Source organism: Streptomyces sp. NPDC048258, assembly GCF_043201995.1.
Classification (GTDB): domain Bacteria; phylum Actinomycetota; class Actinomycetes; order Streptomycetales; family Streptomycetaceae; genus Streptomyces.
Map to the genome: position 1 here is coordinate 43,299 of NZ_JBICZH010000024.1, position 25,297 is coordinate 68,595.

General features: G+C 71.7%; 20 protein-coding genes and 3 pseudogenes. 15 read left to right on the forward strand and 8 right to left on the reverse strand.

Annotation, left to right across the window (positions count from 1 at the left end; genetic code table 11):
- Nucleotides 1-17: 17 nt before the first annotated feature.
- Nucleotides 18-632: a hypothetical protein gene (locus ACGFYQ_RS35760; RefSeq protein ID WP_393750414.1), complete on the forward strand. Its 615-nt coding sequence runs from the start codon at nt 18-20 to the stop codon at nt 630-632.
- A gap of 243 nt (nt 633-875) precedes the next feature.
- Here the strand turns inward: ACGFYQ_RS35760 and ACGFYQ_RS35765 are convergent, their stop codons facing one another.
- Entirely contained in the window at nt 876-2,597 is a 1,722-nt protein-coding gene (locus ACGFYQ_RS35765) for an IS1182 family transposase (protein WP_393750416.1), read from the reverse strand.
- A gap of 173 nt (nt 2,598-2,770) precedes the next feature.
- Between ACGFYQ_RS35765 and ACGFYQ_RS35770 the strand changes: the two genes are divergently transcribed.
- The 5 genes from ACGFYQ_RS35770 (at nt 2,771) to ACGFYQ_RS35790 (ending at nt 5,951) form a co-directional block, all read left to right on the forward strand.
- Nucleotides 2,771-2,980 (forward strand): hypothetical protein, encoded by a 210-nt coding sequence (locus ACGFYQ_RS35770; RefSeq protein WP_393750418.1) that lies wholly within the window; start codon nt 2,771-2,773, stop codon nt 2,978-2,980.
- A 99-nt stretch (nt 2,981-3,079) separates the two neighbouring features.
- Nucleotides 3,080-3,475, forward strand: coding sequence for a tyrosinase family oxidase copper chaperone (locus tag ACGFYQ_RS35775; protein WP_393750420.1), 396 nt, complete (start codon nt 3,080-3,082; stop codon nt 3,473-3,475).
- Nucleotides 3,472-4,320 carry a tyrosinase family protein gene (locus tag ACGFYQ_RS35780; RefSeq protein WP_393750422.1) on the forward strand — a complete coding sequence of 283 codons (849 nt, stop codon included), beginning with the start codon at nt 3,472-3,474 and terminating at the stop codon, nt 4,318-4,320. Before ACGFYQ_RS35775 ends, ACGFYQ_RS35780 begins: the two co-directional genes overlap by 4 nt.
- 178 nt (nt 4,321-4,498) lie before the next feature.
- A complete protein-coding gene (locus ACGFYQ_RS35785; protein ID WP_393750424.1) occupies nt 4,499-4,774 on the forward strand; it encodes a hypothetical protein in 276 nt (91 codons plus the stop codon).
- Between the two features lie 79 nt (nt 4,775-4,853).
- Nucleotides 4,854-5,951: a hypothetical protein gene (locus ACGFYQ_RS35790; RefSeq protein ID WP_393750426.1), complete on the forward strand. Its 1,098-nt coding sequence runs from the start codon at nt 4,854-4,856 to the stop codon at nt 5,949-5,951.
- 133 nt (nt 5,952-6,084) lie between these two features.
- Here the strand turns inward: ACGFYQ_RS35790 and ACGFYQ_RS35795 are convergent, their stop codons facing one another.
- Nucleotides 6,085-7,233 carry a hypothetical protein gene (locus ACGFYQ_RS35795; protein WP_393750428.1) on the reverse strand — a complete coding sequence of 383 codons (1,149 nt, stop codon included), beginning with the start codon at nt 7,231-7,233 and terminating at the stop codon, nt 6,085-6,087.
- A 200-nt stretch (nt 7,234-7,433) separates the two neighbouring features.
- Nucleotides 7,434-8,540 (reverse strand): sugar ABC transporter substrate-binding protein, encoded by a 1,107-nt coding sequence (locus ACGFYQ_RS35800; protein ID WP_393750430.1) that lies wholly within the window; start codon nt 8,538-8,540, stop codon nt 7,434-7,436.
- A gap of 340 nt (nt 8,541-8,880) precedes the next feature.
- On the opposite strand from ACGFYQ_RS35800, the gene ACGFYQ_RS35805 reads away from it, so the two are divergent.
- From ACGFYQ_RS35805 to ACGFYQ_RS35820, 4 genes and pseudogenes are all read left to right on the forward strand, one after another.
- Nucleotides 8,881-9,759, forward strand: a complete 879-nt coding sequence (locus ACGFYQ_RS35805) for a peptidoglycan DD-metalloendopeptidase family protein (protein ID WP_393750432.1) — start codon at nt 8,881-8,883, stop codon at nt 9,757-9,759.
- Nucleotides 9,760-9,835: 76 nt separating this feature from the next.
- Nucleotides 9,836-10,600, forward strand: a complete 765-nt coding sequence (locus ACGFYQ_RS35810; RefSeq protein WP_393750434.1) for an FHA domain-containing protein — start codon at nt 9,836-9,838, stop codon at nt 10,598-10,600.
- Nucleotides 10,597-11,997 carry a protein kinase gene (locus ACGFYQ_RS35815; protein ID WP_393750544.1) on the forward strand — a complete coding sequence of 467 codons (1,401 nt, stop codon included), beginning with the start codon at nt 10,597-10,599 and terminating at the stop codon, nt 11,995-11,997. Before ACGFYQ_RS35810 ends, ACGFYQ_RS35815 begins: the two co-directional genes overlap by 4 nt.
- A 143-nt stretch (nt 11,998-12,140) precedes the next feature.
- Nucleotides 12,141-13,159 (forward strand): annotated as a pseudogene (locus ACGFYQ_RS35820) (alpha/beta hydrolase); the annotation flags it as partial.
- A 217-nt stretch (nt 13,160-13,376) separates the two neighbouring features.
- Here ACGFYQ_RS35820 and ACGFYQ_RS35825 read toward each other — a convergent pair.
- The gene (locus ACGFYQ_RS35825) at nt 13,377-13,796 is read right to left on the reverse strand and encodes a hypothetical protein (RefSeq protein WP_393750436.1); all 420 of its coding nucleotides are present in this window, start codon (nt 13,794-13,796) and stop codon (nt 13,377-13,379) included.
- 120 nt (nt 13,797-13,916) lie between these two features.
- On the opposite strand from ACGFYQ_RS35825, the pseudogene ACGFYQ_RS35830 reads away from it, so the two are divergent.
- Nucleotides 13,917-14,341, forward strand: a pseudogene (locus ACGFYQ_RS35830) (hypothetical protein); the annotation flags it as partial.
- Here ACGFYQ_RS35830 and ACGFYQ_RS35835 read toward each other — a convergent pair.
- Entirely contained in the window at nt 14,319-15,455 is a 1,137-nt protein-coding gene (locus ACGFYQ_RS35835; RefSeq protein ID WP_393750438.1) for an alpha/beta fold hydrolase, read from the reverse strand. The pseudogene ACGFYQ_RS35830 and the gene ACGFYQ_RS35835 overlap by 23 nt on opposite strands.
- A gap of 84 nt (nt 15,456-15,539) precedes the next feature.
- Between ACGFYQ_RS35835 and ACGFYQ_RS35840 the strand changes: the two genes are divergently transcribed.
- Nucleotides 15,540-16,517 (forward strand): ArsR/SmtB family transcription factor, encoded by a 978-nt coding sequence (locus tag ACGFYQ_RS35840; RefSeq protein ID WP_393750440.1) that lies wholly within the window; start codon nt 15,540-15,542, stop codon nt 16,515-16,517.
- Nucleotides 16,518-16,619: 102 nt separating this feature from the next.
- On the opposite strand, the gene ACGFYQ_RS35845 is transcribed toward ACGFYQ_RS35840, so the two are convergent.
- The 3 genes and pseudogenes from ACGFYQ_RS35845 to ACGFYQ_RS35855 form a co-directional block, all read right to left on the reverse strand.
- Nucleotides 16,620-17,516: a geranyl diphosphate 2-C-methyltransferase gene (locus ACGFYQ_RS35845; RefSeq protein ID WP_393750442.1), complete on the reverse strand. Its 897-nt coding sequence runs from the start codon at nt 17,514-17,516 to the stop codon at nt 16,620-16,622.
- Nucleotides 17,517-17,530: 14 nt separating this feature from the next.
- Nucleotides 17,531-18,763: a family 2 encapsulin nanocompartment cargo protein terpene cyclase gene (locus ACGFYQ_RS35850; RefSeq protein WP_393750546.1), complete on the reverse strand. Its 1,233-nt coding sequence runs from the start codon at nt 18,761-18,763 to the stop codon at nt 17,531-17,533.
- Between the two features lie 53 nt (nt 18,764-18,816).
- Nucleotides 18,817-19,236, reverse strand: a pseudogene (locus tag ACGFYQ_RS35855) (Crp/Fnr family transcriptional regulator); the annotation flags it as partial.
- Between the two features lie 354 nt (nt 19,237-19,590).
- On the opposite strand from ACGFYQ_RS35855, the gene ACGFYQ_RS35860 reads away from it, so the two are divergent.
- From ACGFYQ_RS35860 to ACGFYQ_RS35870, 3 genes are all read left to right on the forward strand, one after another.
- Entirely contained in the window at nt 19,591-22,158 is a 2,568-nt protein-coding gene (locus tag ACGFYQ_RS35860) for a SpoIIE family protein phosphatase (RefSeq protein WP_393750444.1), read from the forward strand.
- Nucleotides 22,159-22,250: 92 nt separating this feature from the next.
- Nucleotides 22,251-22,550 (forward strand): trypco2 family protein, encoded by a 300-nt coding sequence (locus tag ACGFYQ_RS35865; protein WP_393750446.1) that lies wholly within the window; start codon nt 22,251-22,253, stop codon nt 22,548-22,550.
- Nucleotides 22,551-22,577: 27 nt separating this feature from the next.
- Nucleotides 22,578-25,292, forward strand: coding sequence for a tetratricopeptide repeat protein (locus ACGFYQ_RS35870; protein ID WP_393750448.1), 2,715 nt, complete (start codon nt 22,578-22,580; stop codon nt 25,290-25,292).
- Nucleotides 25,293-25,297: the final 5 nt, after the last annotated feature.

Consider the following 25,297-nt stretch of genomic DNA (forward strand, 5'->3'; position numbering starts at 1 on the left):
CTCGTCGAGGGGCGCACATGACCACGCATGCCAGGGCCACAGCAGCAGCAACGGCAGCCGAGATGTCAGTCGGCGCGCCGGCCGGCCGCAGGCCCGTCGAGCCCGTTCCCCGCTGGGCGGTCCGGGTGGCCCATGCCATCCCGCTGTGTGTCCTGCCGTCCGGGTTATGGCGTGTCGCACTGGTGCTGGGCCTGGCCGGCTACGACGCGGACCACCACTGGGCGGTGTGGGAACGCCCGTACGTGCTCGGGCTGTCCCTGGTCTCCGAAGGACTCGCGCTGCTCGCCCTCGGGCTGGTGCGGCCGTGGGGCGAAGTCGTCCCGCGTTGGGTGCCGGGGCTGCGCGGTAGACGGATCCCGATCCCGGCGGTGGTCGTTCCGGCCGCACTCGGGGCCGCGCTGATCACGATGCTCGGCGCGTACGCCGTGCTGAATCAGATCTTCGGTTTCGTGGAGCCGATGAACGAGAACGGCGACAGTGGCCCTACCAGCGGTCCGGCCGCCTGGGCGCTGTGGACGGCGTACGCGCCGCTCCTCGCCTGGGGCCCGCTCCTGGCGATCCTCACCGTCGCGTACCACCGACGGCGCCGAGCGAACCACGCATCGGCTGCCGCTCGGCCCGAAGCCGGGTAGCCGGTCCGATCGAGCCCGCCGTTACGCAGGCCGCCCGTGAGCCGGCGAACAAGGAGGACACGGGTGAGGTGTGAAGCCATCCGCCCGCCCGCCCGCCCGCCCGTCACCGTCACTCGTTCAGCCCAACGATCCGCCCTGTGGCGGGCCACCGCCCCGCCTTCCCCGAGATCACCCCAGATCAGGGCGAGTCTGACGGGCTTAGCGTTGCTTTTTCGGCGGGAACTACTGGTACCCCTTAATCGGTCACACGACGAGGGAGAGATCGAGGCGGGCAAGGTGGCCGACGCGGGTGCGGTCGAGCGGGTGGCCGTTCCACCAGGCATCGAGGCGAATGAGGTTGAGCGCAACGGCGGAGAAGACGTGCTCCAGGTGGGTCTTCTGGAGACCAAGGTAGCGGGCACGTCTCATGCCGGTGACCGCGACGGCCTGGTGGATGGTTCCCTCGATGCCCGCGCGGGTTCCGTACTTGGCTCGCCACTGCTCGTCGCCCTGTTGGAGGCGGGCATGGTCGAGGACTTCTTGCACCTCGCGGGGTTGCAGGGAGAGGGTTCGACCACCGGTCTTCGAGCGGGTGCACTGGTCGCGCACCGGGCAGGGGCGACATGTCTCCTTGTCGAACTTGATGACGATGGCCTTGGTGCCGCGCAGGGTGGCGGGGCTCCACCAGTTGCTGGTGTCCCCGCGTGGGCAGGTGGCCTGCCGCTTGTCCCAGTCGATGGTGAACGCGGTGCGGTCGAACCCGGCGCCGGCACGTGCCTGGGGTGAGCTGTTCATCAGGACCGGGGTGACCAGGGTGACCCCGAAGTTCTTCTTCATGCCGACGATCAACTCGGCGGAAGCGTAACCGGAGTCGAGGAAGTGCTCGGCGGGCAGGAGATCGCGGGCGGCGAGCATGTGATGGACCGGTTCGGTCATTTCCGCATCGGTCACCGTGGCGTCGGTGGTCGCGATGCCGGTGATCAAGCGCGGCGGCGGTCCGCCGACTCCGAGGACCATCGCCTGGCCAGTAGCCGCGTCCTGCACGTCGGGTTCGTCGCAGGACTCACTGATATGGACCTTGTAGCCGGTCCACCAGGAGCCCTGTTTGAGGCCGTAGCGCGCGTCAGTGTCGTACGGAGAAGCCAGCCGCAGCCTGCCGGGCGGGAGGTCCCTGCTCTCCCGCCGCTTCACCTCCGCCCCGGCCTCGGTCACAGTGCGGTGGTAGTTCTGCACCCACATCGCGCGCAGGACCTGCACCGCCGGGAGCTCACGCAGCCAGGCCGGGGCATCAGGGGCATGCACCGCCTCCAGTAGTGCGAACCCGTCCCGGCCGTAGACCAGGGCTATCTCCTCGCGCTTGCTCGTGGAAGCCGGCGGATGCCAGGAGTGAGTCCGCGGGCCGTAGCGTTCGGCCCATTCCCGGACGGGCACCGCCTGGGCCAGCCAGTCAGGGGCCGCGCAGGCCAGCGCCTCCAGAGTGGCCCGCAGCGTCTCCCCGGCCAGCTCCAGCCTGTTCAGATCGCGTACTGCCGCCAGCACGCGGGTGGAGTCGGTGCGCTGCCTGCCTCCGGCCTTCACCAGGCCCCGGTCTTTGAGGGCGGTCAGCAGCAGGTCGAGCACCTTCTCCTCCATCGCGTGCTCGACCAGTCGCGTGCGGAACTCGTACAGCACCGAGGCGTCGAACCCGGGATCATCCAGCTCCAGGCCGAGCGCGTATTTCAGGTCCATGCCGTACCGCACGCGATGCGCTGCTGCCCGGTCGGTGAGGTTCTCGGCGAACTGCAACACCGTCACCAGCGCCAGCTGGCCCGGTGACCAGCCGGGCCGCCCTCTGGCTCCGAACGCCTCGGCGAACTCGGCGTCCGCGAACAGCTCGCCCAGCTCGTCACGGACCCGCATCGCCAACGGGTACGGGCCCCGTGCCGCCACCGCCCGTGCCACCTGCGCGGTCAGCTCAGGCACCTTGGGCCACGGCCTCGGCTGCATCGACATTCCACACCCCACCCGCGACCGGGAACGCCAAGACGGCCGCTGCTGTCCCGACCAACGAGCCGTCAGCCCCGCTGGGCACGGAATAGGCCAGCAGGATCGGCGTCGCCTACAAGCTGGGTACCGCGGAGGGCGAACCCGCTGGGCTCCTGAAGGCGGGCAGGGCTCTCGTGCTGAACACCTCCGACACTCCCGCCGACCGGGAAGAGAACGAGTTCGGTGACCCGCTGCAGAGAATCTGGGCGGCCTGCGTCCTGCCGTACGTCGGAGTCACCGATGTGCGTCGGGTCGTCTTCCGCACCGTGACGGACTCGGCCGACGAGGAACGCGCGGCCTGGCTGGAGCACGCCCGCCGGCAGGCGGCCGCGCTCCTGGCCTGAAACCCGGCCACGCACAGCACCGTGTACTACGGGCAACCCGTCCTTGGATGTCCGGGGCACTGATCAACCGTTGACGCGCCTCTGATACCTCTTCAAGTCATGAACATGATCACCCGCCGGCAGGCTTTGGGCATCACCGCCGGCGCAGCCACCGCTCTCGGGCTGACCGCCTGCACGTCCTCGTCGGCCGCCGACCCGGCGGCCGACGCGTCCGCCTCGCCCGCTTCCCTACCCACCGGCGCCATCGACGAGGTCTACGAAGGCCGCCGCATCCAGATCGCTCTCGGCGCGGGCGGCCACCACGGCGTCGGCATGCCCACCATCCGGATCGACGGCAACGAACTGCACCTCATGCCCAATGCCGACGGCAGCTGGGTCACCGTCGTCAACCACTACGAGACGTTTCCCAACCCCCTCTCGGCCGCCCACGCCGCCATCCGCGACCTCCAGGGCGCCGCCCTCGTCCCGTTCACGGCGAAGGAGGTCACGCTGTGATCGTCCGTAAGAATCAGGCGAAGCTCACCGCCGACGAGAAGCGCGCCTTCGTCAACGCGGTGCTCGAACTCAAGCGCACCGGCGTCTACGACCGGTACGTCAACGCCCACAACGCCTTCCTCATGAGCGATTCCGACTTCGGCGACCGGGTCGGCCACCGCGCCCCCTCCTTCCTTCCCTGGCACCGCCGCTTCCTGCTGGACTTCGAGGCGGCGTTGCAGAAGGTGGATCCGAAGGTCTCGCTCCCGTACTGGGACTGGACCGTCGACCGGACCCCCGGCTCCTCCCTCTGGGCCGCGGACTTCATGGGCGGCACCAGCCGGGCCCGGGACGGGCAGGTCCTCGACGGGCCCTTCGCTCACGCGGCGGGCAAGTGGGCCATCACCGTAGGGGTGGACCAGCGCCAGTACCTGCGGCGCACCCTCGGTACGGGCGTCCCCGAGCTGCCGACCAAGGCCGAGGTGAACGCCGTCCTCGCCATGCCCGAGTACGACACGGCCCCCTGGAACAGCTCCTCCAACGGCTTCCGCAACCACCTGGAAGGCTGGCGCGGCGCCAACCTCCACAACCGCGTCCACGTATGGATCGGCGGCCACATGGCCACCGCGGCGTCCCCCAACGACCCGGTCTTCTGGATGCACCACGCCTTCATCGACATGCTCTGGGCCGAATGGCAGGCCCGGCACCCGAAGTCCACCTACCTGCCCGCCGCCCCGACGCCGAACGTGGTCGACCTGCACGGCACCATGCGGCCGTGGAACAACGTGACCCCGGCCGACATGCTGGACCACCGCAAGTTCTACACCTTCGACACCGAAGCGGCTCCGGCCGCCCCCCGGCCGTAGTGCGGTTCGGGGCGGCCGGTGATCCACGAGCCACCGGTCGCCCCGGCCGGCACCCCCGGCACCGCCTCGACCAGCATGCGGGCGCAACGCGTGGGCGTGCACAAATACTCGGCCCTTGTCAGTGCCGGGTGGGAGTATCGACGTGCGTCGGGTTTCCGACCACAACGGGGGGACGGACATGGACAGCGAGAATGCGTACGAGTGGCCTCGAGGGGCGACCCAGTCGGACATGCACCGGTTGGAGGCGTGGCTCGCCCGGCACGGCTGGGAGGTCGACCCCACGGTCTACATGGCCGGCGCGGGAGGTGCGGCCGTCCAGGTGCGGCGTATCGACGCGGCCTGGGCCGACGGGGAAGGCCTGCTGATCCTGCCCGCGGAGACCGTGATGTGGGATGGGACGCGGATACGCGTCGCACCCCGGGCCGCTGTCCCGGCCCGCTGCGCGGCCTCGTAGGCACCACCTGCTCGTCCGGGACCCTCCCGCTCGCCCGCCCGCGCGCGCATCATCGGGAGAGGGACACCTAGGAGTGGTGATGAGGCTGTCGTTCCTGGAACCCCTGTACACGGAGTCCGGCCCGTTCGCGTCGGTGTACCTGGACACCTCGCGGGACATCGAGCATCCCGACCGGGCCATCGCACTGCGCTGGCGCCGGCTGCGTGAGGACCTGACCAGGCAGGGAGCGGACCGGGCGGTGCTGGGCGTTCTGGAGAAGGCGGTCGGCGCGGACGCGGAGCTGCCCGGGGTGCACGGGCAAGCGATCTTCGCGGCCAACGGGTCGCTCGTCATGGAAGGGGAGCTGCCCCGGCCACCCGCCCGGGACTCGGCCCGCTACAGCACCCTGCCGGACGCGATGCCGCTGGTCAGCCAGCATCTGCCGGAGATCCCCTACCTCGCCGTGGTGGTGCACTACGGCGGGCTGCCGACGGCCACGGCTCACGGTTGGGTGACGGTGGAGGCGGAGTCCGGCACCTGGCCGGCCTCCAATGTCGCCCCGGGTGAGCGGCTGCACCACAGGGTGCCGGTGGCGACCTGGCACCAGAGCGCCGTGCGGCTGGGCCACCGGCTGGACGCCTGGGTGCGGCGCACCCACGGCGATACCGTCGTCGTCGCCGGGGACGAGTGGGCGGGCAACGTCCTGGTCCGCCGACTGCCGCACGCCCTGCGCGACAAGGTCGTACGGGTCGGTGGCCCCACCCCGACGGACACTGGACGGGCCCTGCTGGAGCCGCAGCTCGACACCGTCTTCCGCGGCCGGCTGGCAGCGCACGACCAGGACCTGGTGAACGTGTTCATCGGCCGGCGGGCCCTGGACGGGCCCGTCACCGAGGGGCTGGCCGCCACCGTCGCGGCCCTGCAGCGCAGTCAGGTCGCGGCGCTGCTGCTGAACCACCCGCCCGGCTCCTCGCTGCGGCTGTGGACCGGCCCGCAGCCCGCCCAGCTCGCGCTGACCGACGAGGAACTGGTCTCCTTCGGGGTACGGGCGCCCCGCGAGGAGTCCGCCGACGATGCCCTGGTGCGGGCGCTGGTCGGCACCGCCGCCGAACTGGTCGTCGTACCGGAGTACGCACTGAAGCTCGACGAGGGCGTGGGGGCGCTGCTCCGGTACACCCACCCCTGGACCCCACCCTGAGGCACGCCGGCACGCCGGGACGCCGGGATGCCGGGCCGCCGGACGCCGGACGCCGGACGCCGGACGCCGGACGCCGGACGCCGGACGGAAACGCCGCCGCCGTTCGATCGTTCCGACCTGCTCCGCAGACCGCTCACAGTGTCCAGCGCAGCACCGCCCCCAGTCCGCCCGCCGGGCCGCGCATCCCCTCGGGAACCAGGAGGACGTCGCAGTCGGCGGCTGCGGCGGCCCGCAGCACGGCGTCGTCCGCACGCGCCTGCTCGGGCTTGGGGACACCCATCGCCCGCGCCTCTCCGCGTTGCACGGCGACCTCGTCGACGCCTGGTCCGATCCAGACCTGACGCCCTCCGTCGGACGCGTCCGGCGCGAGCAGCAGGGTGGCCATCTGATGCTTGCGCGCCGCGTCCACGACGGCCGGAACCCCTTCCGCCGCTTCCCCGGGGCCGGTGTCGACGGAGGACTCGCGGTGCTGGCCGGGCTTGCCCCGCCCGATGTGGAAACGCTCGAGCGTCCTGCGGAGCCGTTCCTGGCCGAACCTCTCGCACGCCTGGTCGATCTCCCGGTCCAGCCCTGCGGTCGAGGCGCCCGCGGAGCGACTGCCGCTCTCCGCCTCGACGGTGACGGCCAGGACGCGCTCCGGCAACCGGTTGTGAACGGCTCGGCGCTCACGGGGGTCACCGGTCAGGATCAGCAGATCGGCGCCGCTCTCGGGCCATTGCCGGACCAGCTCGTCCACGATGACGTCGGCGGTCTCGTTCCAGGTGTTCTCGACCTTGTTCCGGTAGTGCCACTCGTGCCGGTCCGCGGGAGTGCCGCGGTGTCCGCGGCCCTGCCACTCCTTGCCGTTCGCCTGGCCCAGGGCCGCTCGGCGGTGCCCCTCGCGGAGCTCCAGGTCGGCGCCCGTACGGTCGATGTACGCCACCAGGCACGTCGGGACATCGCCCCGCAGGCCGGCCAGCGGCGCCACATGGGGAAGGAGGGACCACGTCGCCCGACCCGCCGGCGGCGGAACGGTGAGCGGGAGGTCGAGGACCACCTCGGCGCCCGTGGCGAAAACGGCCCGGCCCGGCGGTGTCCCGGAGACGGGCTCGTTCGCCAGCCGATCCATCACCGCCCTCGTGGTGTACGCGTCGGCGCCCGCGTCGATGAGCTGACCCGCGATGGCGCGCTCACGAAGTTCCTGCACCTTCGCCCCGTCCTCGGTCGCGCGCGTGGTCTCGATGTAGACCGAGGCCCAGGGGCCCGGCCGGGCGAAGAGCGGCTTGAGAAAACCGAGTTCCATGACGTCCCCCAGACGTGTCGATGCGCCGGCGTGGGGACACTCCCGACCGAGGCGTCTGCGCACCCGGCGTGCTCGTACGGAATCAGAGCGTGGCGACCTCCTCGCCGACCACCCTCCTCTTCATCATGCCTGGCGCGTGCCCGTGGAGCCCGGCGGCAAACCGTCGCGCCCGGTCTCTCACCGCCGGCCCCGGCTCCTTGCTACTTCAGGCCGATCTCTTCGCACGCGGCCCTGAGCTTGTCGGTGCAGATCTCGGCGACCGTGTAGACGCCGTCATCGATCACGGTGGATTTGACGTTGGCCTTGGTCAGCGCGATGCCCGGGACGAGCACCGAGGGCACGCGCTTGGTGGTCGGGCTGTCGACCATCTGGTTGATGATTCCGTCGATCCTCTCCCCCTTGGCGAGGGCGACGGCCATCTCCGCGGCGGCCGTGGCCTCGGGGGCGTACCGCTTGTAGACGGTCATGAACTGCTCCCCCGCGACGATCCGCTGCACACCCGCGAGCTCGGCGTCCTGGCCGGTGACCGGGGGCAGCGGGGACACGCCGGCCGACTTGAGGGCGGCGATGATGCCGCCGGCCATGCCGTCGTTGGCGGAGTAGACGCCGATGACCTTGCCCTTGCCGAGCGCCGAGAGCGCGCCCGCCATGTTGGTGTGGGCGTTCTCCGGCTTCCAGTCGACGGTGTCGTACTCCTTGCCGATGTTCACCTTGCCGTCGAGGAGGAAGTGCGCACCGGATTTGAAGAGCTTGGCGTTCGGGTCGGTGACCGAACCGTTCATCATGACGATCTGGCCGTCCTTGGCCTTGTCGCCCAAGGCGTCCAGCAGTGCCTTGCCCTGGACCTTGCCGACGTCTTCGTTGTCGAAGGAGGTGTAGGCGTCGATCGGGCCCTCCGCGAGGCGGTCGTAGGCCACGACCGGGATGCCGGCCTCCTTGGCCTTCTTGACCGAGCCGGCGATGGCCTTGGAGTCCACCGCGTCGACGATCAGGACGTCCACCTTCTTGGTGATCATCATGTCGACCTGCGAGTTCTGGACGGCCGCGTCCTGCCTGGCGTTCGCGTAGACCACTTCGCCCTTGCCGCGCGTGAGTCCCGCGACCTGCTTCTCGATCAGCGGCTTGTCGAACTTCTCGTAGCGCGCGGTCTGGTTCTCCGGAAGCAGGAGACCGACCTTGATCGCGTCACCCTTGGCGGAGCCTCCCGGTCTCCCGTCGGTCTCCTCCGCGCCGCCGCAAGCGGTGAGCGAGACGGTGATCGCGGAAGCAGCGACAGCAACGGCGGCACGACCCAGATGTGCGTTCACGATGTAAACCTCCCTGACGAGGCCGTGTCCTTGCGGCCGAGGTAGACGCAGTCAACTCGGCGCCGACACCACCGTCAAGAAGTGAACTATTAACGAGATGGCAACGTTGCCATCACCGTCCGCAGCCGGACAATCCAGTCTTTTACGCGTCTTATCAGCACCATTGACCCCGCGACAACACTTCGACTTATGAAGTGGAAGGGGAGTTGAGATACCCGACCGACGGGCCGGTCCCGGGCACCCTCGTAGCCCCGAGGTGTCGCGATCGCCCCCCGCCCCCGACGATGGCGCTCGACAACGCCCGGCCGGGCGCGGTCCGTCGGGGCCGGAAGGGGACGACATGCTGCTGTACGTACGCAGGCTGCGCGCGGTGGTGCTGATGTGCGTGGCGGGACTGGTACTGGCGGGCGCGCCCGCCTCCACCGCGCCCGCCTCCGCCGCGCCCCAGGGGACGACGGCCGCGTCGAAGCCGCCGTTCCAGTTGCCGTTCCCGTGCGGCACGACCTGGGAGATGCACACCTGGGGCCACGATCCCGCGCTGGACATCGTGGTGGAGGGCAACACCGGCTCCGACGGCCTGCCCGTCATGGCGTCCGCCGCCGGTACGGTGTCGGCCGCCTACTGGGACAACGGCTCGGGCAACACCATCCAGCTCAGCCACGGCAACGGCTGGTTCACGGCGTACTACCACCTGAAGGACGACCCGGCGGCCTACGTCAAGAAGGGCGACGCCGTCCAGCCGTCCACCCGGATCGGCCGGATCGGCACCTCGGGCGCCTCGGGCTGGGCCCACCTGCACTACGAGCAGCGCTACCTGGCCTCGGGCGACTTCACCGACGAGAGCCATCGGGTTCCGGTCCACTTCGACGGCGTCGAGTACACGGGCGCCGAAAGGGACTGGCCGAGCGTGATCAGCCGCAACTGCACCGGTGTACCGGCCGCCTGGCAGGACTGCCCGTCCGGTTACGTCTGCTTCTACTCGGGCGACGACGGCACCGGCACCGTCTGCCGCTCCGCCGTCGACGAGCCCCACAGCAGCTGTGGCCTGCGCAGGTCCTTCTTCAACAACGGTACGCCGCAGCCGGGTTACGACCACGTGCAGGTGTACTTCAGGGAGGGTGGCACCGCCTGCCTGCACCACGGCTGGGACGAGGGGCGCGGAAGCCTACCCGTCGGCGGCCGGACCATCGAGCGCTTCCACTGGCGCGGCGAGTGCTGAGTACAGGCCATCGTTACAGAAATGATTGATTCCGCTGGCTAACCTGCCCCCGGCACCCTGGGGGGAAGGAAGCAGCGTGTACAGCATCATCGTGGTTCCGGGGCCCACCATGTCCCCGGCCGCACAGATCCGCCTGGCACCGGGGCAGACCCTCCGGTTCGGCCGTGAAGGTGCCGGCGACGGCGGCCTGCACGTCCCGCACGTCGGCGTCTCGCGCGCGGCGGGGGAGATCACCGCCACCGGCACGTACTGGTCGCTCAGCAACCTCAGCCGCTCGTCGACCTATGTGGTCGAGAACCCGGAGGGCGCCGGCGAGCACATCAAGATCGCGCCCGGCCGGCTGGGTGCGCCCGTCCCGTTCGAGTTCGCCCGGATCGTCCTGCCGGCCGGTTCCGAACTGCTCACCCTGGACGTCTGGGCGCCGCGCCACGACTACGCCGACCTGGACGGACCCGGCGAGTCGGGCGAGGGCGGCGCCTCCGGCGGGGAGCCCACGGCTCTCGCCTTCCCGCTCGACCGCTCCAGCCGGTACTTCCAGGTCCTCACCGCGCTCTGCGAGCCGCGACTGCGCGGTGAACCGCACGCGCCGCTGCCCACCGTCGAGCAGGTCGTCGAACGGCTGAAGCCGTTCTGGCCGGCCGCGAACCGCGCCGCCGTGCAGTGGAGCATCGACTACCTCGCGGTCAAGCTCCGCCTCAAGCCCGGCCCCGACATGGCGGATCCGGGGCCGCGGCTGGTCGGCAAGAAGGAGACCCTGGTCTCGCTGGCCCTGCGCTTCGACCTCGTCCGCGAGCACGACCTGGCGGCCCTCCCGGCCGCCCCGACCGGTACCGCCCGCTGACCGGGCAGGCCGGGCACCGAGGCGCCCTCGCGGTCCCGCCGGGCTACCGGGTCGGCCCCTGGGTCGTCGGCCACCTGCTGGGAGCCGGCGCCTTCGGCAGCGTGTACGCGGCTCTGCGCGCCGTTCCCGAGCCGGCCCTGCCCGACCGGGCCGCGCTCAAGATCCTCCCGACCGGAACCCGCACCCCGCGCCAGTTGCGCCACCTGAGCGAGCTCGCCGACCGCGAGACCGAGGTGCTGCGCCGGGTGTGCACGCCCCGGCTGATCCGGATGTACGAGGTGCTCACGGTCGACGACCCCGGCCGTCCCGAACTCGACGGCGCCACCGTGCTCGTCCTGGAGGAGGCGGCGGGGTCCCTGGAGGCCCTGCTGGCCGACGGCGTGCCGTCGGCGGGCCCTGACCTCCTCGCCCAGATCTGCGAGGGGCTCGACCAACTGCACGGGGCGGGCTGGGTGCACGGCGACCTCAAGCCGGGGAACGTCCTGCTGATGCCCGACGGTACGGCTCGGCTCGGCGACTTCAACATGGCGGCGGAGCTGGAGGGCACCCACGCGTACTCGCCGGCCTTCGCGACGCCCGACTACACCCCGCCGGACCTGCTCTGGGCGGAGGTCGGCGTACGCGGGATGAAGATCCGTCCGACGGCCGACATCTGGGCCTTCGGGGTGCTGGCCCACGTCGTCCTGACCGGCTCGCTGCCTCTGCCGGGCGGTGCGTCCGCCGCCCGCCGGGACGCGGCGCTCCGCTACGCCAGGGGCGAGGAGGAACTGCGCCTGTCGCCCGAACTGCCCGAGCCCTGGCGGGACATCGTCCGCGACTGCCTTGCCCGAAGACACGAGGACCGGGCCGCGCACACCGCGGCGTCCCTGCTGCGCCGGGTGGAGGCGGCGGCCGCCTGCCGGGCCGATCCGAAGCACGCACCTCCGGTCCCGCGCCGCTCCGAGCCGCGAGACCCTGCACCACGAAGCCGCCCGTCACGAAGGCGGCGCCACGTCCTGATCGCGGCCGGGACGGCGGTGCTCGCGGGCCTCGGGGTCGCGTGGGGCTCGGGTCTGCTCCCCCTCGCGGGCGCCGAGGCCTCGGGGTACGACCGCTGCCGGCGCGGAGCCGTCTGCTTCTTCGCGGAGGAGGACGGCAGGGGCGAGATGTGCTCCTGGGTGGACGGCGACGCCGACTGGAGCGACGGCCTGGCCCCCTGCCCGTGGACGTCCCGCGGCGCACCCCGCTCGGTCTACAACAACGGGTTCGACCTCGCCGAGGGGGCGACCCAGGTCGACGTTCTCTACTACGCGCAGCCCGACAAGCGGGAGCTGCTGGGCTGCGTGAAGGTGCGGACCAGGACCAACCTCACCGGCGCGGACCGGCCGCGCTCCCACGCCTGGGTCCCGAACTGCTGACCGCGCCGCGGCGTCGCCCGGCGGTGTGATTGGCTACGCCGCATGGGTCTCAGGCGAGTGTTCGCCGGGTGCGCGTGTGCGCAGCCGAGCTGTCGCAGCGGGGATGCCGGGAGGTATCCGGCCGGCCGAGCGGGGGATGGGTCATGAGTGACCGCCGCGCGCCGTCGGATTCCGGCCGTGTCCCGGCACCGAAGGCAGTGCCTCCCTTCGACCCCGAACTGAGCGTGGTACTGGCGGCCTTGGGCAAGGAGTCGAGGGAGCCGATCACCCCGGCCAATCTTGCGGCCCGGCAAGAGCGGGATGCCACGACCCGGCCCAGGCCGACGGCCGAGGACCTTCGCGCCGACGGCCGTTTCGAGGTGACGGAGCTCCGTGTGCCGGGACCGCCGGCGGGCCGGATGTGGCGCTCGTGAGCGCGCGGCCGGCCGGGCTCGTCGGGCCGCTGCCCCTGCTGTACTACATGCACGGGGGCGCGATGGTCATGGGCAACGCGTGGTCCGTGCTTCCGCGGATTCTTCGCGAGTGGGCCCTCCCGTTGGAACTGGCCGTCATCTCGGTCGAGTACCGGTTGGCGCCGCGGGCTCAGTACCCGGGACCACTGGAGGACTGCTACGCCGGGCTCGTCTGGGCGGTCGCGCACGCGGCCGAACTGGGCATCGAGGCGGACCGCATCATCATCGGAGGGAAGAGCGCCGGCGGCGGGCTCGCCGCGGCCCTCGCCCTGCTGGCCCGTGACCGCGGCGGCCCCGAGGCACTGGGGCAACTGCTGCTGTCCCCGATGCTCGACGATCGCGACAGCACCTTCTCCAGTCATCAGATGACGGACCTCGGCGTGTGGGACCTCACCTCCGACGCGACCGCGTGGAAGGCACTGCTGGGTGACCGCTACGGTGCCGCGGACCTGCCGCCCTACGCGGCCCCCTCCCGCGCGACGGACCTCTCCGGACTCCCCCCGGCCTATGTCGAGGTCGGATCGGCCGAGATCTTCCGGGACGAGGACGTGACCTACGCGAACGCGATCTGGCAGGCCGGTGGCCAGGCCGAACTGCACGTATGGCCCGGTGCTTACCACGGCTTCGACGGCTTGGCACCGAGGGCGGCCCTCAGCCGGGACGCTCGCGACGCCCGTACCCGCTGGCTCCGGCGGCTCCTCGCGCAGTCCGGCACGAGGAACCGGCCCGACGCCGACGCGGTCGCCGCCCACATCGGCGAGCGCGATCCGGCGCCCACCGCCGGAGGTGAACCCGAGGCCCGTTCGTCCGCGGCCGGTGTCCTCGGCCGGCCGTAGTGGTGCAGCCGCCCGGGGCCCCGGGCAGCAGCGCGGGGCCGCCACCCGATGCGGTGACGGCCCCGTCCGGCGGCAACGGACGGTGTCGGCGTCAGCCGCTGGGGGCGGCCTTGTCCTCGGGGCCGCAGGGCGCGGTGATACAGACCCAGGAGTCGCTCTTGGGCTGCTTGACGCGGGTGTCCGAGCCAGGTCCGCCCTTGTGGCGGTTCTTCTCGCCGATCCGGGGGCCGCCCTGGCCGATGGGGTTGACCTGGTCGCCGGAGTCGTCCTTGCCCTGGCCGGGCCCGATGCGGATGTTCCCGTCCCCGTCGCGGACGATGAGGAGGAGCGTGGACTTGTTGTCGGTGCCGCCCTGGTCGTCGGTGGCCGCGACGCTGTCATCAGCCACGACCGCGTGCGGTGCCGTCGGGACCGCGGCGAACGCGCCGGTCGGAACCAGCACGCCTCCCGCGACCACGGCGGTCGAGGCGGCCAGCATAAGGAATCGCGGTTTCCGGAACGGGTGCGTCATGGGAATCTCCTGGGGTGCGGGGGGGGTGAAGGGGTCCGTCCAGTAAGCCCCGCCCGTCCCACCCCGGTCACGCCCCTGAATCCCGTGGCTTGACACACGCCCTTCACCGCGTTCTCCGCCGTCCCGACCGGCGAGGTGGTGACCAACGACTTCCCTCAGATCACGATCGACATGTCGCTGGAGTGGACGCCCTACCACCGCGACGGAGCGCCCGCGCTCTACCCGCCGGCGCTTCGGCCGCAGATCGACGCGGTCGACCGGGTGGTCTGCCGGGACGTGAACAACGGCGTCTACCGGGCCGGGTTCGCCGGGTCCCAGGAGGCGTACGCCGACGCGTACGAGCGGCCGTTCACCCGACTCGACCGGCTCTCCGCCCGGCTCTCGCAGTGCCGGCGGGCCCCGACCTCTCGGGATGGCTCGCACCGCACCACCGCGCCGCTCCGGGCGGACGGCCCTTCGGCCACGGCACCCCGCCGGAACCGGTCGTTCCCAGCGAAACGGTGCCGGCCGGCCATACCCCGCTCACCTCCGCAGGTGGCAGGTGAAGAACGACCGTATGAGATCGCGCACGGCGGGCACGGTGACGCGCGGATCGGCCCGGCCCATCATGGCGGCGCGTCCGGAGGCGGTCATCAGGCCGGCCGCTTGGAGCTGGGGGACGAGGGCCGCGTAGTCGGTGAAGACCCAGTGCGCGGTGTCGTCGAGCTGCCGCCGGGCGACAGGGCCCGCGTGAGCGAGGAGCGCGCCCCAGGACCGGTCCAGCCGGGCGTCGCGGAAGCCGTCGGTGCCGACCAGGAGCAACGGCCGGTCCGTCCCCTGCCGGGCCACCGGCAGGAGTTCGCCGTCCATCTGGTCGAGATACCCCTCCAGGTCGACGGCGGCGGCGATCCGCCGGTCCTCGTGGAACGCCTGTGCGGCCGCGGTGCCGCCCGCGGAGTGCCCGTAGACGCCGACCCGGTCGAGGCCGAGGGCGTCGAGAACGAAGCGGAGGTCGGCGACGCGTGTGTCGATCATGGTGCGGAAGGTGGCCGCGTCGGGCGGGCCGTACAGCGCGGTGTCCCGGATGCGTTTGCGGCCCGGCCGCTCGTCGGGGAACTCCACCTCGCTCGCGTCCCCGGGATGATCGACGGTGAGGACCGTCCAGCCGTGGGAGGCGAGGTCCACCGCGAGGGAGCTGCCCATCGTACGGGCGTCGCCGCCGCCGGGGCTGTAGAGCAGCACGGGGCGACGGCCGGGCAGGGGCGGGGCGCCGACACGGGCATGGGTGAGAGTGGCCGCCCAGTCGACTCCGGCGGCCGGTAGCGGCGGGTGGATCCGGGGGCCGATGTCGGTGAAGAGTGCGGCGGCGCCCGGGGTCAGCTGCGGGGCGCGCGGGTAGCCGCGGCCGGGTACGGCCGGCCGCAGGACGGTGACCATGAGCTCGCGTACGCCGATCCGGGGCTCCCACGGGTCGTTTCGGGAGGGGTCGACGAGGTGGAGCGTTGTGGCACCGACGGGGTAGGGCCCGGTGGGCGCCGGCAGACGCAGGACCGGCGCGGCGGCGCGGGCGGCGGAGGCGGAGGCGGGCGCGGCCGGGACGGCGCCGAGCAGCGTGGCGGCGGCCCCGGCGAGGACGCCCTTGGCGAGGGAACGGCGACCGGGTGTGAAGGTATGGGTCATGGACGGCATCCTGGGGGCGGGATTTGCGCCGGAACGAAGGTTGCGGCCTGACCCGAAAGGCTGGCGCGGAGCGGGGAGTTGTGCATGATCCGGATCCATTTCACGGCGGACGATTTTGCCCGGGTGCGGTTCGCGCGGCGGCCCTCGCCCGTACCCGAGCTGCACGCCGCCCTGATGATGCTGGGCGCCCGGCATGAAGAGCTGCTGTTCGGGCGCTGGCGGAACCGGCTTCTGCGGGCTGTGCCGGGCGCGGTAGAGCCGCTCGCGGACCTGGTGCCGGACGGGGTGGCTCCCGATTTCCTCGATGTTCTCGGCGACACGCCGGACGAGGGGTTCGCGCTGATCAGGGCATCCCGCCCGGAGGTCGTACGGGCCGGGATCGAGCAGGTGCACGCGGGACGGCCGGCCCCGCCGTGGATCCGCGCCCTGCACCGCGGGGACACCGACGCCTGGCGGACACTGGGCCGGGCCCAACGGGCGGCCTACGAGACGGTCCTCGCGCCGGTGTGGCCCCTGGTCCAGGACCTGCACCGGGCGGAGTTCACCCGCCATGCCCTGGCCGTCGCCTCACACGGCCTCGGTGCCACCCTGAGCGACCTGGCCCCGGGGTCACGGGTGCGCGACGGAGTCTGGGAATGGCCCCTGCCGGGTGTCCCGGGTGTGCGGGAGGTCCGGCTCGGCGGGCGCGGGCTGGTCCTGCGACCGACCTTCCACTGGCGGCGCGGTCCGCTCCTCCAGGACCTGCCCGACCGTCCGGTGGCGCTCGCCTACCCGGCGGGCGTGGGGCTGCCGCCCATCCCGGACGGGGGCGGCCGGGCGGACGAGCCCCTCGCGGAAGTCCTCGGGCGCACCCGGCTCGCCCTGCTGCGCTCCTTGGACGAAGCCCGTACGACCACGGGCCTGGCCCGCCGTATCGGCGTCAGCAACGCCACGGCCTCCGCCCACGCCTCGGCCCTGCGCGCCGCAGGTCTCCTCACCACCACCCGCACGGGCCGGTCGGTGCACCACACGCGTACACCGTTGGCGGAACTGCTGCTGACCGGCGGCGCGGCCGACGGCTGACCGGCCGCGAGCCGGGGGGCAGCAAGGCCGACGGACTGCACCGCCGGCCCCGCGAGGCCGGGTCCGTCGGGTGACGGGCCCGGCCCGTCGGTGGGCGGTCGGTCAGACGCGGTCGGCTGCGATCAGGAGGTACTGGAACGAGCCGTCCTTGTAGGAGTTGATGAACGCCTCTTCGATGCCGGTGACCAGAGGAGACGTGGCCCGCAGCTCCCAGTAGGGCAGGGTCGCGGGAGTCAGGTCGATGACGGCCTGCGGTACGAGACGGTTGTCGACCATGGCGCGCATGTACTCCCGGCGGGAGTGGATGTTGCACTCGAAGTGCGCGTTGATCTGGGAGACCCACTTCGAGGGCTGGCCGTACCGCGGGTTCCAGCAGCCGGTGATGGTCACGTAGCGGCCGCCGACCGCGAGGATGCGGGAGTGCTCGGCGAAGAGGTCGTGCAGGTCGACGTACATGCTCGACTCGTTGTTCCACGAGGCCGCGGCCTGCCCGGTCTCGAAGGGCGTGCCGAGCATGTTGCAGACGCGGGCGTGGACGTGGTCCTCGATGCCGAGTTCGCGGGCGCGCTGGTTGGCGAAGTCGGCCTGCTTGGCCGACAGGGTGACTCCCTCGACCTTGCATCCGAAGCGCTGGTGGGCCATGACCATCGAGCCGCCGCGGCCGCAGCCGGCGTCCACGACCGTGTCGTCGCGCCCGATGTCGCCGAGGTGGTCCAGGAGGAGTTCGGCCTGCGCGGACTCCAGGCGGTGGAGCTCGGCGATCAGCTTCTTCTCGTATCCGCTGTCGTCGGCGTCGCCGAGAGCGGCGTGGTCGACGTCGCCGATGCCGTAGTGGTGGTGGTAAAGGCCGTCGACGTCGCCGAGACGCAGGTTCACGGGCCTCGCCTCGTGGTCCCAGTAACGGGCGATGTCCCCCTGGTAGGGCGTCGCCGGGGCGGGGATGATCACGGAAGTGCCGGCGGAGGTGCCGTTGGCGGTGGTGAGATCGGTGCCAGTCACGGATAAGTCCATCCTTACCAGAAGTCGGGCAGGCTGTAGCGATAGGTGTTGGTCTGGAGCCGGTAGTGGTTGCCGTCGACCCACACGGCGACTCCCGGCAGGAAGCGCAGCACGCTCGGGACGGGGCAAGCGGCGGCCAGGGCGGCGGCTTCGGCTTCGAAGTCGTGCATGAGGTCGTTGTGGACCTCGACCGCCTTGAGGTAGGCCTCCCGGTCGGAGATGCCCTCGCGTTCGGCGATCACCACGGGCAGGTTCAGGTGCCGGCCGGGGCTGGCGAGTTCCTTGGTGTAGGAGTACAGGTCGTTGACGATGGTGGTCGCGTTCCCGGCGAGCGCGATGACCCGCTGGATGTGGGGCCGGGCATGGAGGTCCGCCGGCAGTTCGTAGCCGCCGACGGTGTCGGTGATGGTGGGGCAGGGGCGGAAGTTGTTGAACTGGCGCATCGCCAGGTACTCCCACACCTCGGGAACGTGATCCGTCTGCGCCCAGGCGGCCTCGGCGAGGTACCCCAGGTGCAGACGGGCCATGTCGTGCCGGAACCGGTCGGCCTGGGAGGGGCTGGCCTCCCGGAGGAAGTACTCCATGGCGGAGCGGTAGGCACGCCGGGGGGCGTCCGCATGGAGCGACTCCGCCCAGTCCGGCTGGTACTCCTTCGTCGTGTGGAGGGGGTCGAGAGCGGTGTGCGCCAGCAGAAGCCGTCCGCCGAGGCCGATGGGCGAGCCGCCGTGGTCCTCGCAGTAGCAGTCGTCGACCGCGTTCTCGGCGACCATCAGCCGTGTGGCGAGCATCAGGTGCTCGATGCTGGGAGCGTCCGGATGGCAGGCGACCATGTAGCGCCCGACGTGGAAGCCGTCGAACTGGTCCTCCCAGTCCTCGGGGTACAGCTCGGCCTCGTCCAACGCCCAGGCCTTGATCCGGCGGCTGACCTCCTCCACCCGCGCCGGATCGGGCTCCGACACCGGGTGGTGGTAGAGACACGGGATCGGAATGCCCGCCACAGGTGGCACCGGTGCCTCGGGTTCCGAAGGCACCGGCGGCTCCGCAGGCCGGGCCAGGTGCAGGCTCGCCGTGCCCAGACCACTGCGGCCGCGCAGGATCCGCTCCAGGGCAGCGCTCGGTCGCCTCACCGCGGCAGCGCCCTCCCACACGTGCTGAGCGACCGGATCGCCACCCGGGCCGCCGTCGGGTACGGGCACGGCCCCCGCGGCGGGGACGGGGACGAAGGGCGGAGCGGGCGGGGAAGGCAGGGCGGAGCGCGCGCCGTCGGCGGATTGGACGCCGGAGGCGTGGGCGTGGGCGAGGACGTGGGGCCGTGCGCGATCAGGTGGATGTGCTCGGACGGGGCACCGCGCTCGACCAGCACCTCGCCGGCACGGAAATCGCGCTGGAGGCCGGCGAGCGCGGTCAGCACGTCCTCGTCGTCGAAGCCGCGCAGCAGGGCCAGTTCGCCGAGCTCGCGGGGGATCACCCGGACGGCGGCACCGTCCTGGACGAAGTCGAGGCGCCCGTCGCCGACGGTGTGGCTGAGCCGGCGGTTCACCCGGTAGGTGCCGCCCTTCGTCTCCACCCAGGGGAGCATCCGCAGCAGCCACCGGGAGGTGATCTCCTGCATCTGCGGGGCGGATTTGGTCGTGCTGGCAAGGTTGCGGGCGGCCGCCGTGCTCAGGCTGGACTGCTCGGGCGGCTCCAGCTGAGCTTCCGGGCTGGTGTCAACGGTCATCGGGCGAACTCTCCTTCATGAGGACGCGGTGATCGGCGGACATACGCGTCACCGGCGAAAGAAGGAAAAGGGGGTGAATATCCGGGAATGCATCCAGACTTCGGGAACAGTAGCGGCCGGTACGCCCATCCGACCCTGAGAGCCGTTGGCATTACCTCGATGCAGTGATCTTGCCCCGCACGGAGTTGCCGGGTGACCGACCGCATGCGGACTGTTCGAGAGGTCCTGGTCGGAGCGAGGATCTGGACCTCGCCGCCCGTGTCAGGCGGGGGACCGGGGATGTGCGATCGCCGGGTCACCCTGGGTCACCACCGTGGCCGGGCTGACCCGCGGGGGTCTGCGCACACTGGAAGCATGCCCGGGACGACTTTCGGCGGTACGGCGGAGCGTGAGGATCTGCTCTCCGCAGCTGCTGTCGAAGCCGTCGAAAGAACCAGAGCCTACGCCGGGAGTGTCTTTCTCCGTTCCCGCGACCGCCGGTCGATCGTGCTCGCCGCTGCGTGCGGGGTGCCGCCCTCCCTGCTCGGCGGCTGGCGCCTCATTCCGGTGAGCAGCCCCATCCCCGTTGCTGTGGCGTACAGCGCCGGGCGTACGGTCCACCTGGCCGACGCGGAGGAGACCATGCGCCGGTACCCCCAGGTCGCGGTGGCTCTGCCGCATTCCTTCGGCTCGTGCTCCGTGCCGGTGAGCGCGGGAGGAGAGACTTTCGGAACGCTGGCGATCGTCTGGGCGGCGTCCCCCGGGAGGGAAGGGCTTTCCAAGGCCGAGCGCCGCCGCGTGCGGACCATCGCCAGACGGCTCGGTGGTTCCCTCGCCGCCCTGCGGGCGCGGACCGGCGATCCCGTGGAATGCGACCCGGAGACGGTTCCCGTCGAGGTTCCGGCTCCCTCCGCGGCGGCCGTGGACGTCGGCTTGTTCGACTGGGACCTCGCCTCGGGCACCGTGACTCTGGACGATCAAGGCTGCGCGATCTTCGGCCTTGACCCTCGTACGTTCGACGGACGAGCCGAAACGCTCGCTGCCTGCCTGCATCCTGGCGATCTTGCCGCCTTCCGGGCTTGTGCTCGGGCGGCAGCCGACGAGGGCCGGCTCGTAGCGCGGCGTCTGCGCGTGCCGGATGACATGGACGGTGGCGGGAGGTACCGCACGGTCGAGCTGTGGGGCCGCGTACCGGAGGTCGACGACGCGTGGGCACGCACCCATCTGGTCGGCGCGGTCGTGGACGCTCGGGCCGGCCACGTGGCCGTCGCCGCGGTCGAGCGGCTGCGGGACGGGCTGTTCTCCCTCGCCCCCGACGGGCGGGTCACGTACGCCAACCACAGCGCCCTGAACCTGTTGGACGTCCCCCACGGCGCATTGCTGGGCCAGTGCCTCTGGGAGGCGCTGCCGTGGCTGTCCGATCCCGACATCGAGTACCGGCACCGCTCGGCGATGATCTCCCAGGCGCCGGTCTCCTTCCTGGCCTGTCCCTCACCCGACCGGTGGCTCGCCTTCTCCCTCCACCCCGCCCCGGACGGGGTGACCGGCCGGGTCGTGCCCGTCGGTCAACCGCCCCGGGGCTCGACGCCACCCGCCTCCCCGGCCCCGGCCTCGACCTCGACCTCGACCTCGGCCTCGACCTCGACCTCGGCCCCGGCCCCGGCCCCACCCGTCACGGCCCCGGCACGCATGGGCGTCATGTACCACGTGCTGCAGCTGGGCAGCGCGCTGACCGAGGCGGTCACCGCCCGCGAAGTCTGCGAAGTCGTCTCCGACCAGCTCCTGCCGGCCTTCGGAGGCCAGCAGCTGGCGATCTACGTGGTGCGCGGCGAAGCGCTGCACCTGCTCTTTCACACCGGCCGCCACGAGGACTTCCTCGACTGGCTGGAGGGCGTACCGCTGCACGCCCACCTGCCGGGCACGGAAACCCTGACCTCCGGCGCTCCGCTGTTCATCGAGTCGCAGCAGGACCTTGCCCGGAGCTACCCGGACATCCCCACGGGTGGGGTGAGCTCCTGGGCGTACCTGCCGCTGATCGCCTCCAGTCACCCGGTCGGCACCTGCGTCCTCGGCTTCGACGAGATCCATCAGTTCACCGAGAAGGACCGCGGCGTCCTGACCGCACTCGCAGGGCTGATCGCCCAGGCTCTGGAACGAGCACGGCTCTACGACTCGGAGTTCACCCTCGCGCGCGGCCTGCAGCAGGCGCTCCTGCCGCACCGGCTCCCGGTACTCCCGGGTATCCGTACCGTCATGCGCTATCTGCCCGGCACCAGAGGAATGGAGATCGGCGGTGACTGGTACGACGTCATCCCCACCGACAGCGGGGTCCGTCTCGTCATCGGGGACGTGGAGGGCCACAGCATCGCCGCCGCGGCCACCATGGCCCAGTTGCGCAGCGCGGTACGAGCCTTCGCGGCCGTGGGACATACGCCCGCCGATGTGATGGCGGGGGCCAACCGAACCCTCATCGACCTCGACCCCGGGCTGCTGGCCAGCTGCTGCTACATCCACCTCGAACCCCACAGCCACCACGCCCACGCCGTGACCGCCGGCCACCCCCCACCCCTGCTGCGCCACCCCGACGGGACGACCGACGTCCTTGACCTGGCCGTCGGCCCCATCCTCGGTGTGGAGCGCACGAGCGTCTATCCCGAAACCCGGATCACCCTGCCGCCTGGATCGGTCCTCGCCCTCTACACCGACGGCCTGGTCGAGGAACCCGCGGCCGACATCGACGTGGGGATCGACCGACTGCGCGCATCCCTGGCCCACACCCGTGCCGACTCACTGGACGAACTCGCCGACCGACTCCTGCACAACGCGCGCGGCTCCCCCTACCGGGCCGACGACATCGCCCTGCTGCTCACCGAGATCCGCGCACCGCACCCTGAGGCACACACCGGTGAAGCAGGAAGAGCGCAGCACTCCGGCGACCTGTAGCGGCAACGGCCGTACGGGTGGCTTTTGCTTCCGGAGCGGGAAGACTTGCCCCGCGTCCGTACGAGGGCAGGGCATCCGGAGGGGGAACCACAGTGAAGCTGGGACTCGCGGAAACCATCGCGGCATTGCGTACCGAGCTGAACGAGGCGGTCGCAGCGGCCGACGGCGGCGGCATCCGGTTCGAAGTCGGGCCCATCGAGCTTGAGTTCCACGTCGGAGTGACCCGTCAGGGCGGAGGAAGGACAGGGGTGCGCTTCTGGGTCGTGGAGATGGAGGCCGAGGGCTCGTACGCCAAGGAACAGGTACAGCGGATCACGCTCACACTTCAGCCTCCCGTGAACAGCCAGGGGGAAACCGTCAAGGTGTTCGACGAGAGTCACCAGAAGCCCTGACCGTGCCGACGGACGGGACGATGAACGGTGAACCTGACGGGTCACGCCGTGGAGGTACTGCGCCGACGCCCGGGCGGGGTCGGTGGATCCGTGTGGACCGTGGGCTCGGGCTACGCGGTCGGTGCCTCGTACGTGCTCACGGCCGCGCACAACGTGATGACCGGCCCCGCCCCGGACGAGGAGGTTCTGGTCCGCCGACTCGATCACCGCGAGTACAGGGCGACCGTGGTGGCCGCCGGGCCGCCGGGCGGGCCCGACATCGCCGTGCTCGACGTCGCCGCCGAGGACTTCCCCCGGCCCCCGTTCACGGTGGGCTTCGCCCGGATCGACCGGAGCGGGATCGGCCCCGTACCGGACTGCTGGGCGATGGGCTTTCCGGGGTTCAACACGCACCCGGCTCATGCTCCCGACCTGCCTCGGCTACGGGACAGCGTCGAGGTGTACGGCAGTGTCCTGCCCGGGTTCCACATCCGGCGCGGACTCCTGCACCTGGCGACCGGGGCCACCCCGCCGGCCCCGCCTGCCGGATCGGCGCGCAGGTCGCAGTGGCAGGGCATGTCGGGAGCCGTGGTGTTCGTACAGGATCCCGTGCACGGCCCGCTCGCCGTGGGGGTGATCTCCGGGCACCACGGTCCGGAGGGCCCTTCGTCGCTGACCGTCGTGCCGGTGACCGAGCTCGCCGCCCTCGACGACAGCCGCAGCAGCCGGTGGTGGCGGCAGCTCGGCCTCGGGACATGGGTCACGATCCGCCCGCGTTCCCCGTCCGGCCCCGCGCGTCCGGCCACCCCCACCGGCGGGCGGCTGGCGCTGGGCCGGCCCAGCGCTCATTTCACCGACCGCGAGCAGGAGGCCGCCGAGGCCACCGCCCTGCTCACCCGGGAGCTCGGCGAGTCGGTCCCGGTCGTGGTCCTGTACGGCATGGGCGGTGTCGGCAAGACCACGCTCGCCCGGCAGCTCGGCCACCGGCTGGGGTCCGTCTTCCCGTACGCACGTGTCCTGGTCGACCTCGGCGGAGCCTCCGAAGCGGCCGTCTCCACCGACGCCGCCATCGTCCAACTCCTCGGCCACCTCGGTGTGAAGCCCGACCGGATTCCTCACGAACCGGACGAACGGCGCCGTGAGCTCAGGCGCGTCCTGCGCCAGGGCCCCTGCCTCGTCGTCATCGACAACGCGGTGAGCGCCCGGCAGGTCGAACCGCTGCTTCCCGACGCGCCGGGCAGCGCAGCCCTTGTGACGAGCCGTTCGGCGCTCACGGCGCTCGAAGGGGCCGACCTCCTGCCGCTCGACCCGCTGCCCGATGACGAAGGACTGCGCCTGTTCGAACGGATGGTGGGCAGCCGGGTGGTCTCCCGCGACCGCGAGGCCTGCCGCTCCATCGTCTCGCTGGTGGGCGGACTGCCGCTGGCGATCCGGGTCACGGCGGCGGCCGCCGCCTCGCCGACGCTGCGCCGTCGTCCCCTGTCGGTCCTGGCTGACAGACTCGCCGGCAACAGAGCATCGTTACTCGGCCTACGGAGCGGAGACACAGGATTGCGCAGCAGTTTCGACCTCAGCTACCAGCTTCTACGGGAGGAGACCCAGGGCTTCTTCCGCTGTCTCGGCCTCCTGCCAGGTGCCGACTTCAGCGCCGAGGCCGCCGCCGGGGCCACCGAGCTGTCCGCGCGGCACGCGGAGGAACTGCTCGCCGAACTCGCCGACCAGCACCTGGTGGAGGTCCGGGGCGAGGCGGTCGCCCGGTACCAGCTCCACGACATGCTGCGGCTCTACGCGCGCGAACGGGCGGAGAACGAGGACCCCGAAGCGCACCGGAGGGCCACCCTGCGCGGTGCGGTCCGGTGGTACGAGCGCTCACTGGCCGCGTGGATGTCCTTGCCCGGCGCGCACGAACGGCCGCCCGAGGACGCGCTCGCCTGGTACGCCCAGGAGCACACCAACGTACAGGCAGGCCTGCGCGCCGCCCACGAGAGCGGCGAATGGGACCTGGTGACCGCGCTGGCGACGTCGCTGTACGGGCTGCTCGCGTACCGCGGAAGGTGGGAGGACCTCGAAGCCGCCAAGGCGTGGGCGGTGGAGGCAGCACGGGAACAGCGCGACCGCCCCGCCGAACTGGGCTCGCTCATCCATCTGGCCGAGGCGCGGCGCCTGCTCGGCCGCACCGACGGGATCGCCGTCCTGTACGAGCGGGCCCTGGAGATCACCACCGAGCTGGGGGACGACGGCCGCCGTGGCTGGGTGCTCACGCACTACGGCGACTTCGCGTGCCAGCTGGGCCGCCCGGAGCAAGGCATGCTCCGGTACGCGCAGGCAGGCCGTATCTACGACGCGCAGGGCGACACCGCGGCGCGGATCTGGCTTGCGGCCCACATCTCGGACGCCCAGTTGCAGAGTGGGCGTCCCGACGATGCCGTGCGTACTCAGGAGGAGGCACTGCGGCTGAGCCGGGGCCGGGACAATCCCGGCGAGGAGGCCTGGTGCGCGTGGCATCTCGCTCTCGCTTACGACGCGGCGGGCCGCTATCCGGAGGCCGAGAGCACGCTCGGCGCTGCGATCGCCTTCCACCGGTCCGAGCAGGACCGCGGCGCTCTCGCCACGATGCTCGTCGCCCTCGGCCGCGTCCATGAGCACAGCGGTCGGCCGGAACTCGCCCGCGAGGCGCTCCAAGAGGCACTCGCCCTCGTACGCAGCCTCGACGCCCCGAGCCGCGAGGAGGAGATCCGCGCCGAACTCGCCCGCCTGTCGTGATGCGG

Coding starts and splice junctions, on each gene's coding strand:
- ACGFYQ_RS35760 (WP_393750414.1), top strand. CDS start 18: ATGACCACGCATGCCAGGGCCACAGCAGCAGCAACGGCAGCCGAGATG.
- ACGFYQ_RS35765 (WP_393750416.1), bottom strand. CDS start 2,597: ATGCAGCCGAGGCCGTGGCCCAAGGTGCCTGAGCTGACCGCGCAGGTG.
- ACGFYQ_RS35775 (WP_393750420.1), top strand. CDS start 3,080: ATGAACATGATCACCCGCCGGCAGGCTTTGGGCATCACCGCCGGCGCA.
- ACGFYQ_RS35785 (WP_393750424.1), top strand. CDS start 4,499: ATGGACAGCGAGAATGCGTACGAGTGGCCTCGAGGGGCGACCCAGTCG.
- ACGFYQ_RS35790 (WP_393750426.1), top strand. CDS start 4,854: ATGAGGCTGTCGTTCCTGGAACCCCTGTACACGGAGTCCGGCCCGTTC.
- ACGFYQ_RS35795 (WP_393750428.1), bottom strand. CDS start 7,233: ATGGAACTCGGTTTTCTCAAGCCGCTCTTCGCCCGGCCGGGCCCCTGG.
- ACGFYQ_RS35805 (WP_393750432.1), top strand. CDS start 8,881: ATGCTGCTGTACGTACGCAGGCTGCGCGCGGTGGTGCTGATGTGCGTG.
- ACGFYQ_RS35825 (WP_393750436.1), bottom strand. CDS start 13,796: ATGACGCACCCGTTCCGGAAACCGCGATTCCTTATGCTGGCCGCCTCG.
- ACGFYQ_RS35835 (WP_393750438.1), bottom strand. CDS start 15,455: ATGACCCATACCTTCACACCCGGTCGCCGTTCCCTCGCCAAGGGCGTC.
- ACGFYQ_RS35840 (WP_393750440.1), top strand. CDS start 15,540: ATGATCCGGATCCATTTCACGGCGGACGATTTTGCCCGGGTGCGGTTC.
- ACGFYQ_RS35860 (WP_393750444.1), top strand. CDS start 19,591: ATGCCCGGGACGACTTTCGGCGGTACGGCGGAGCGTGAGGATCTGCTC.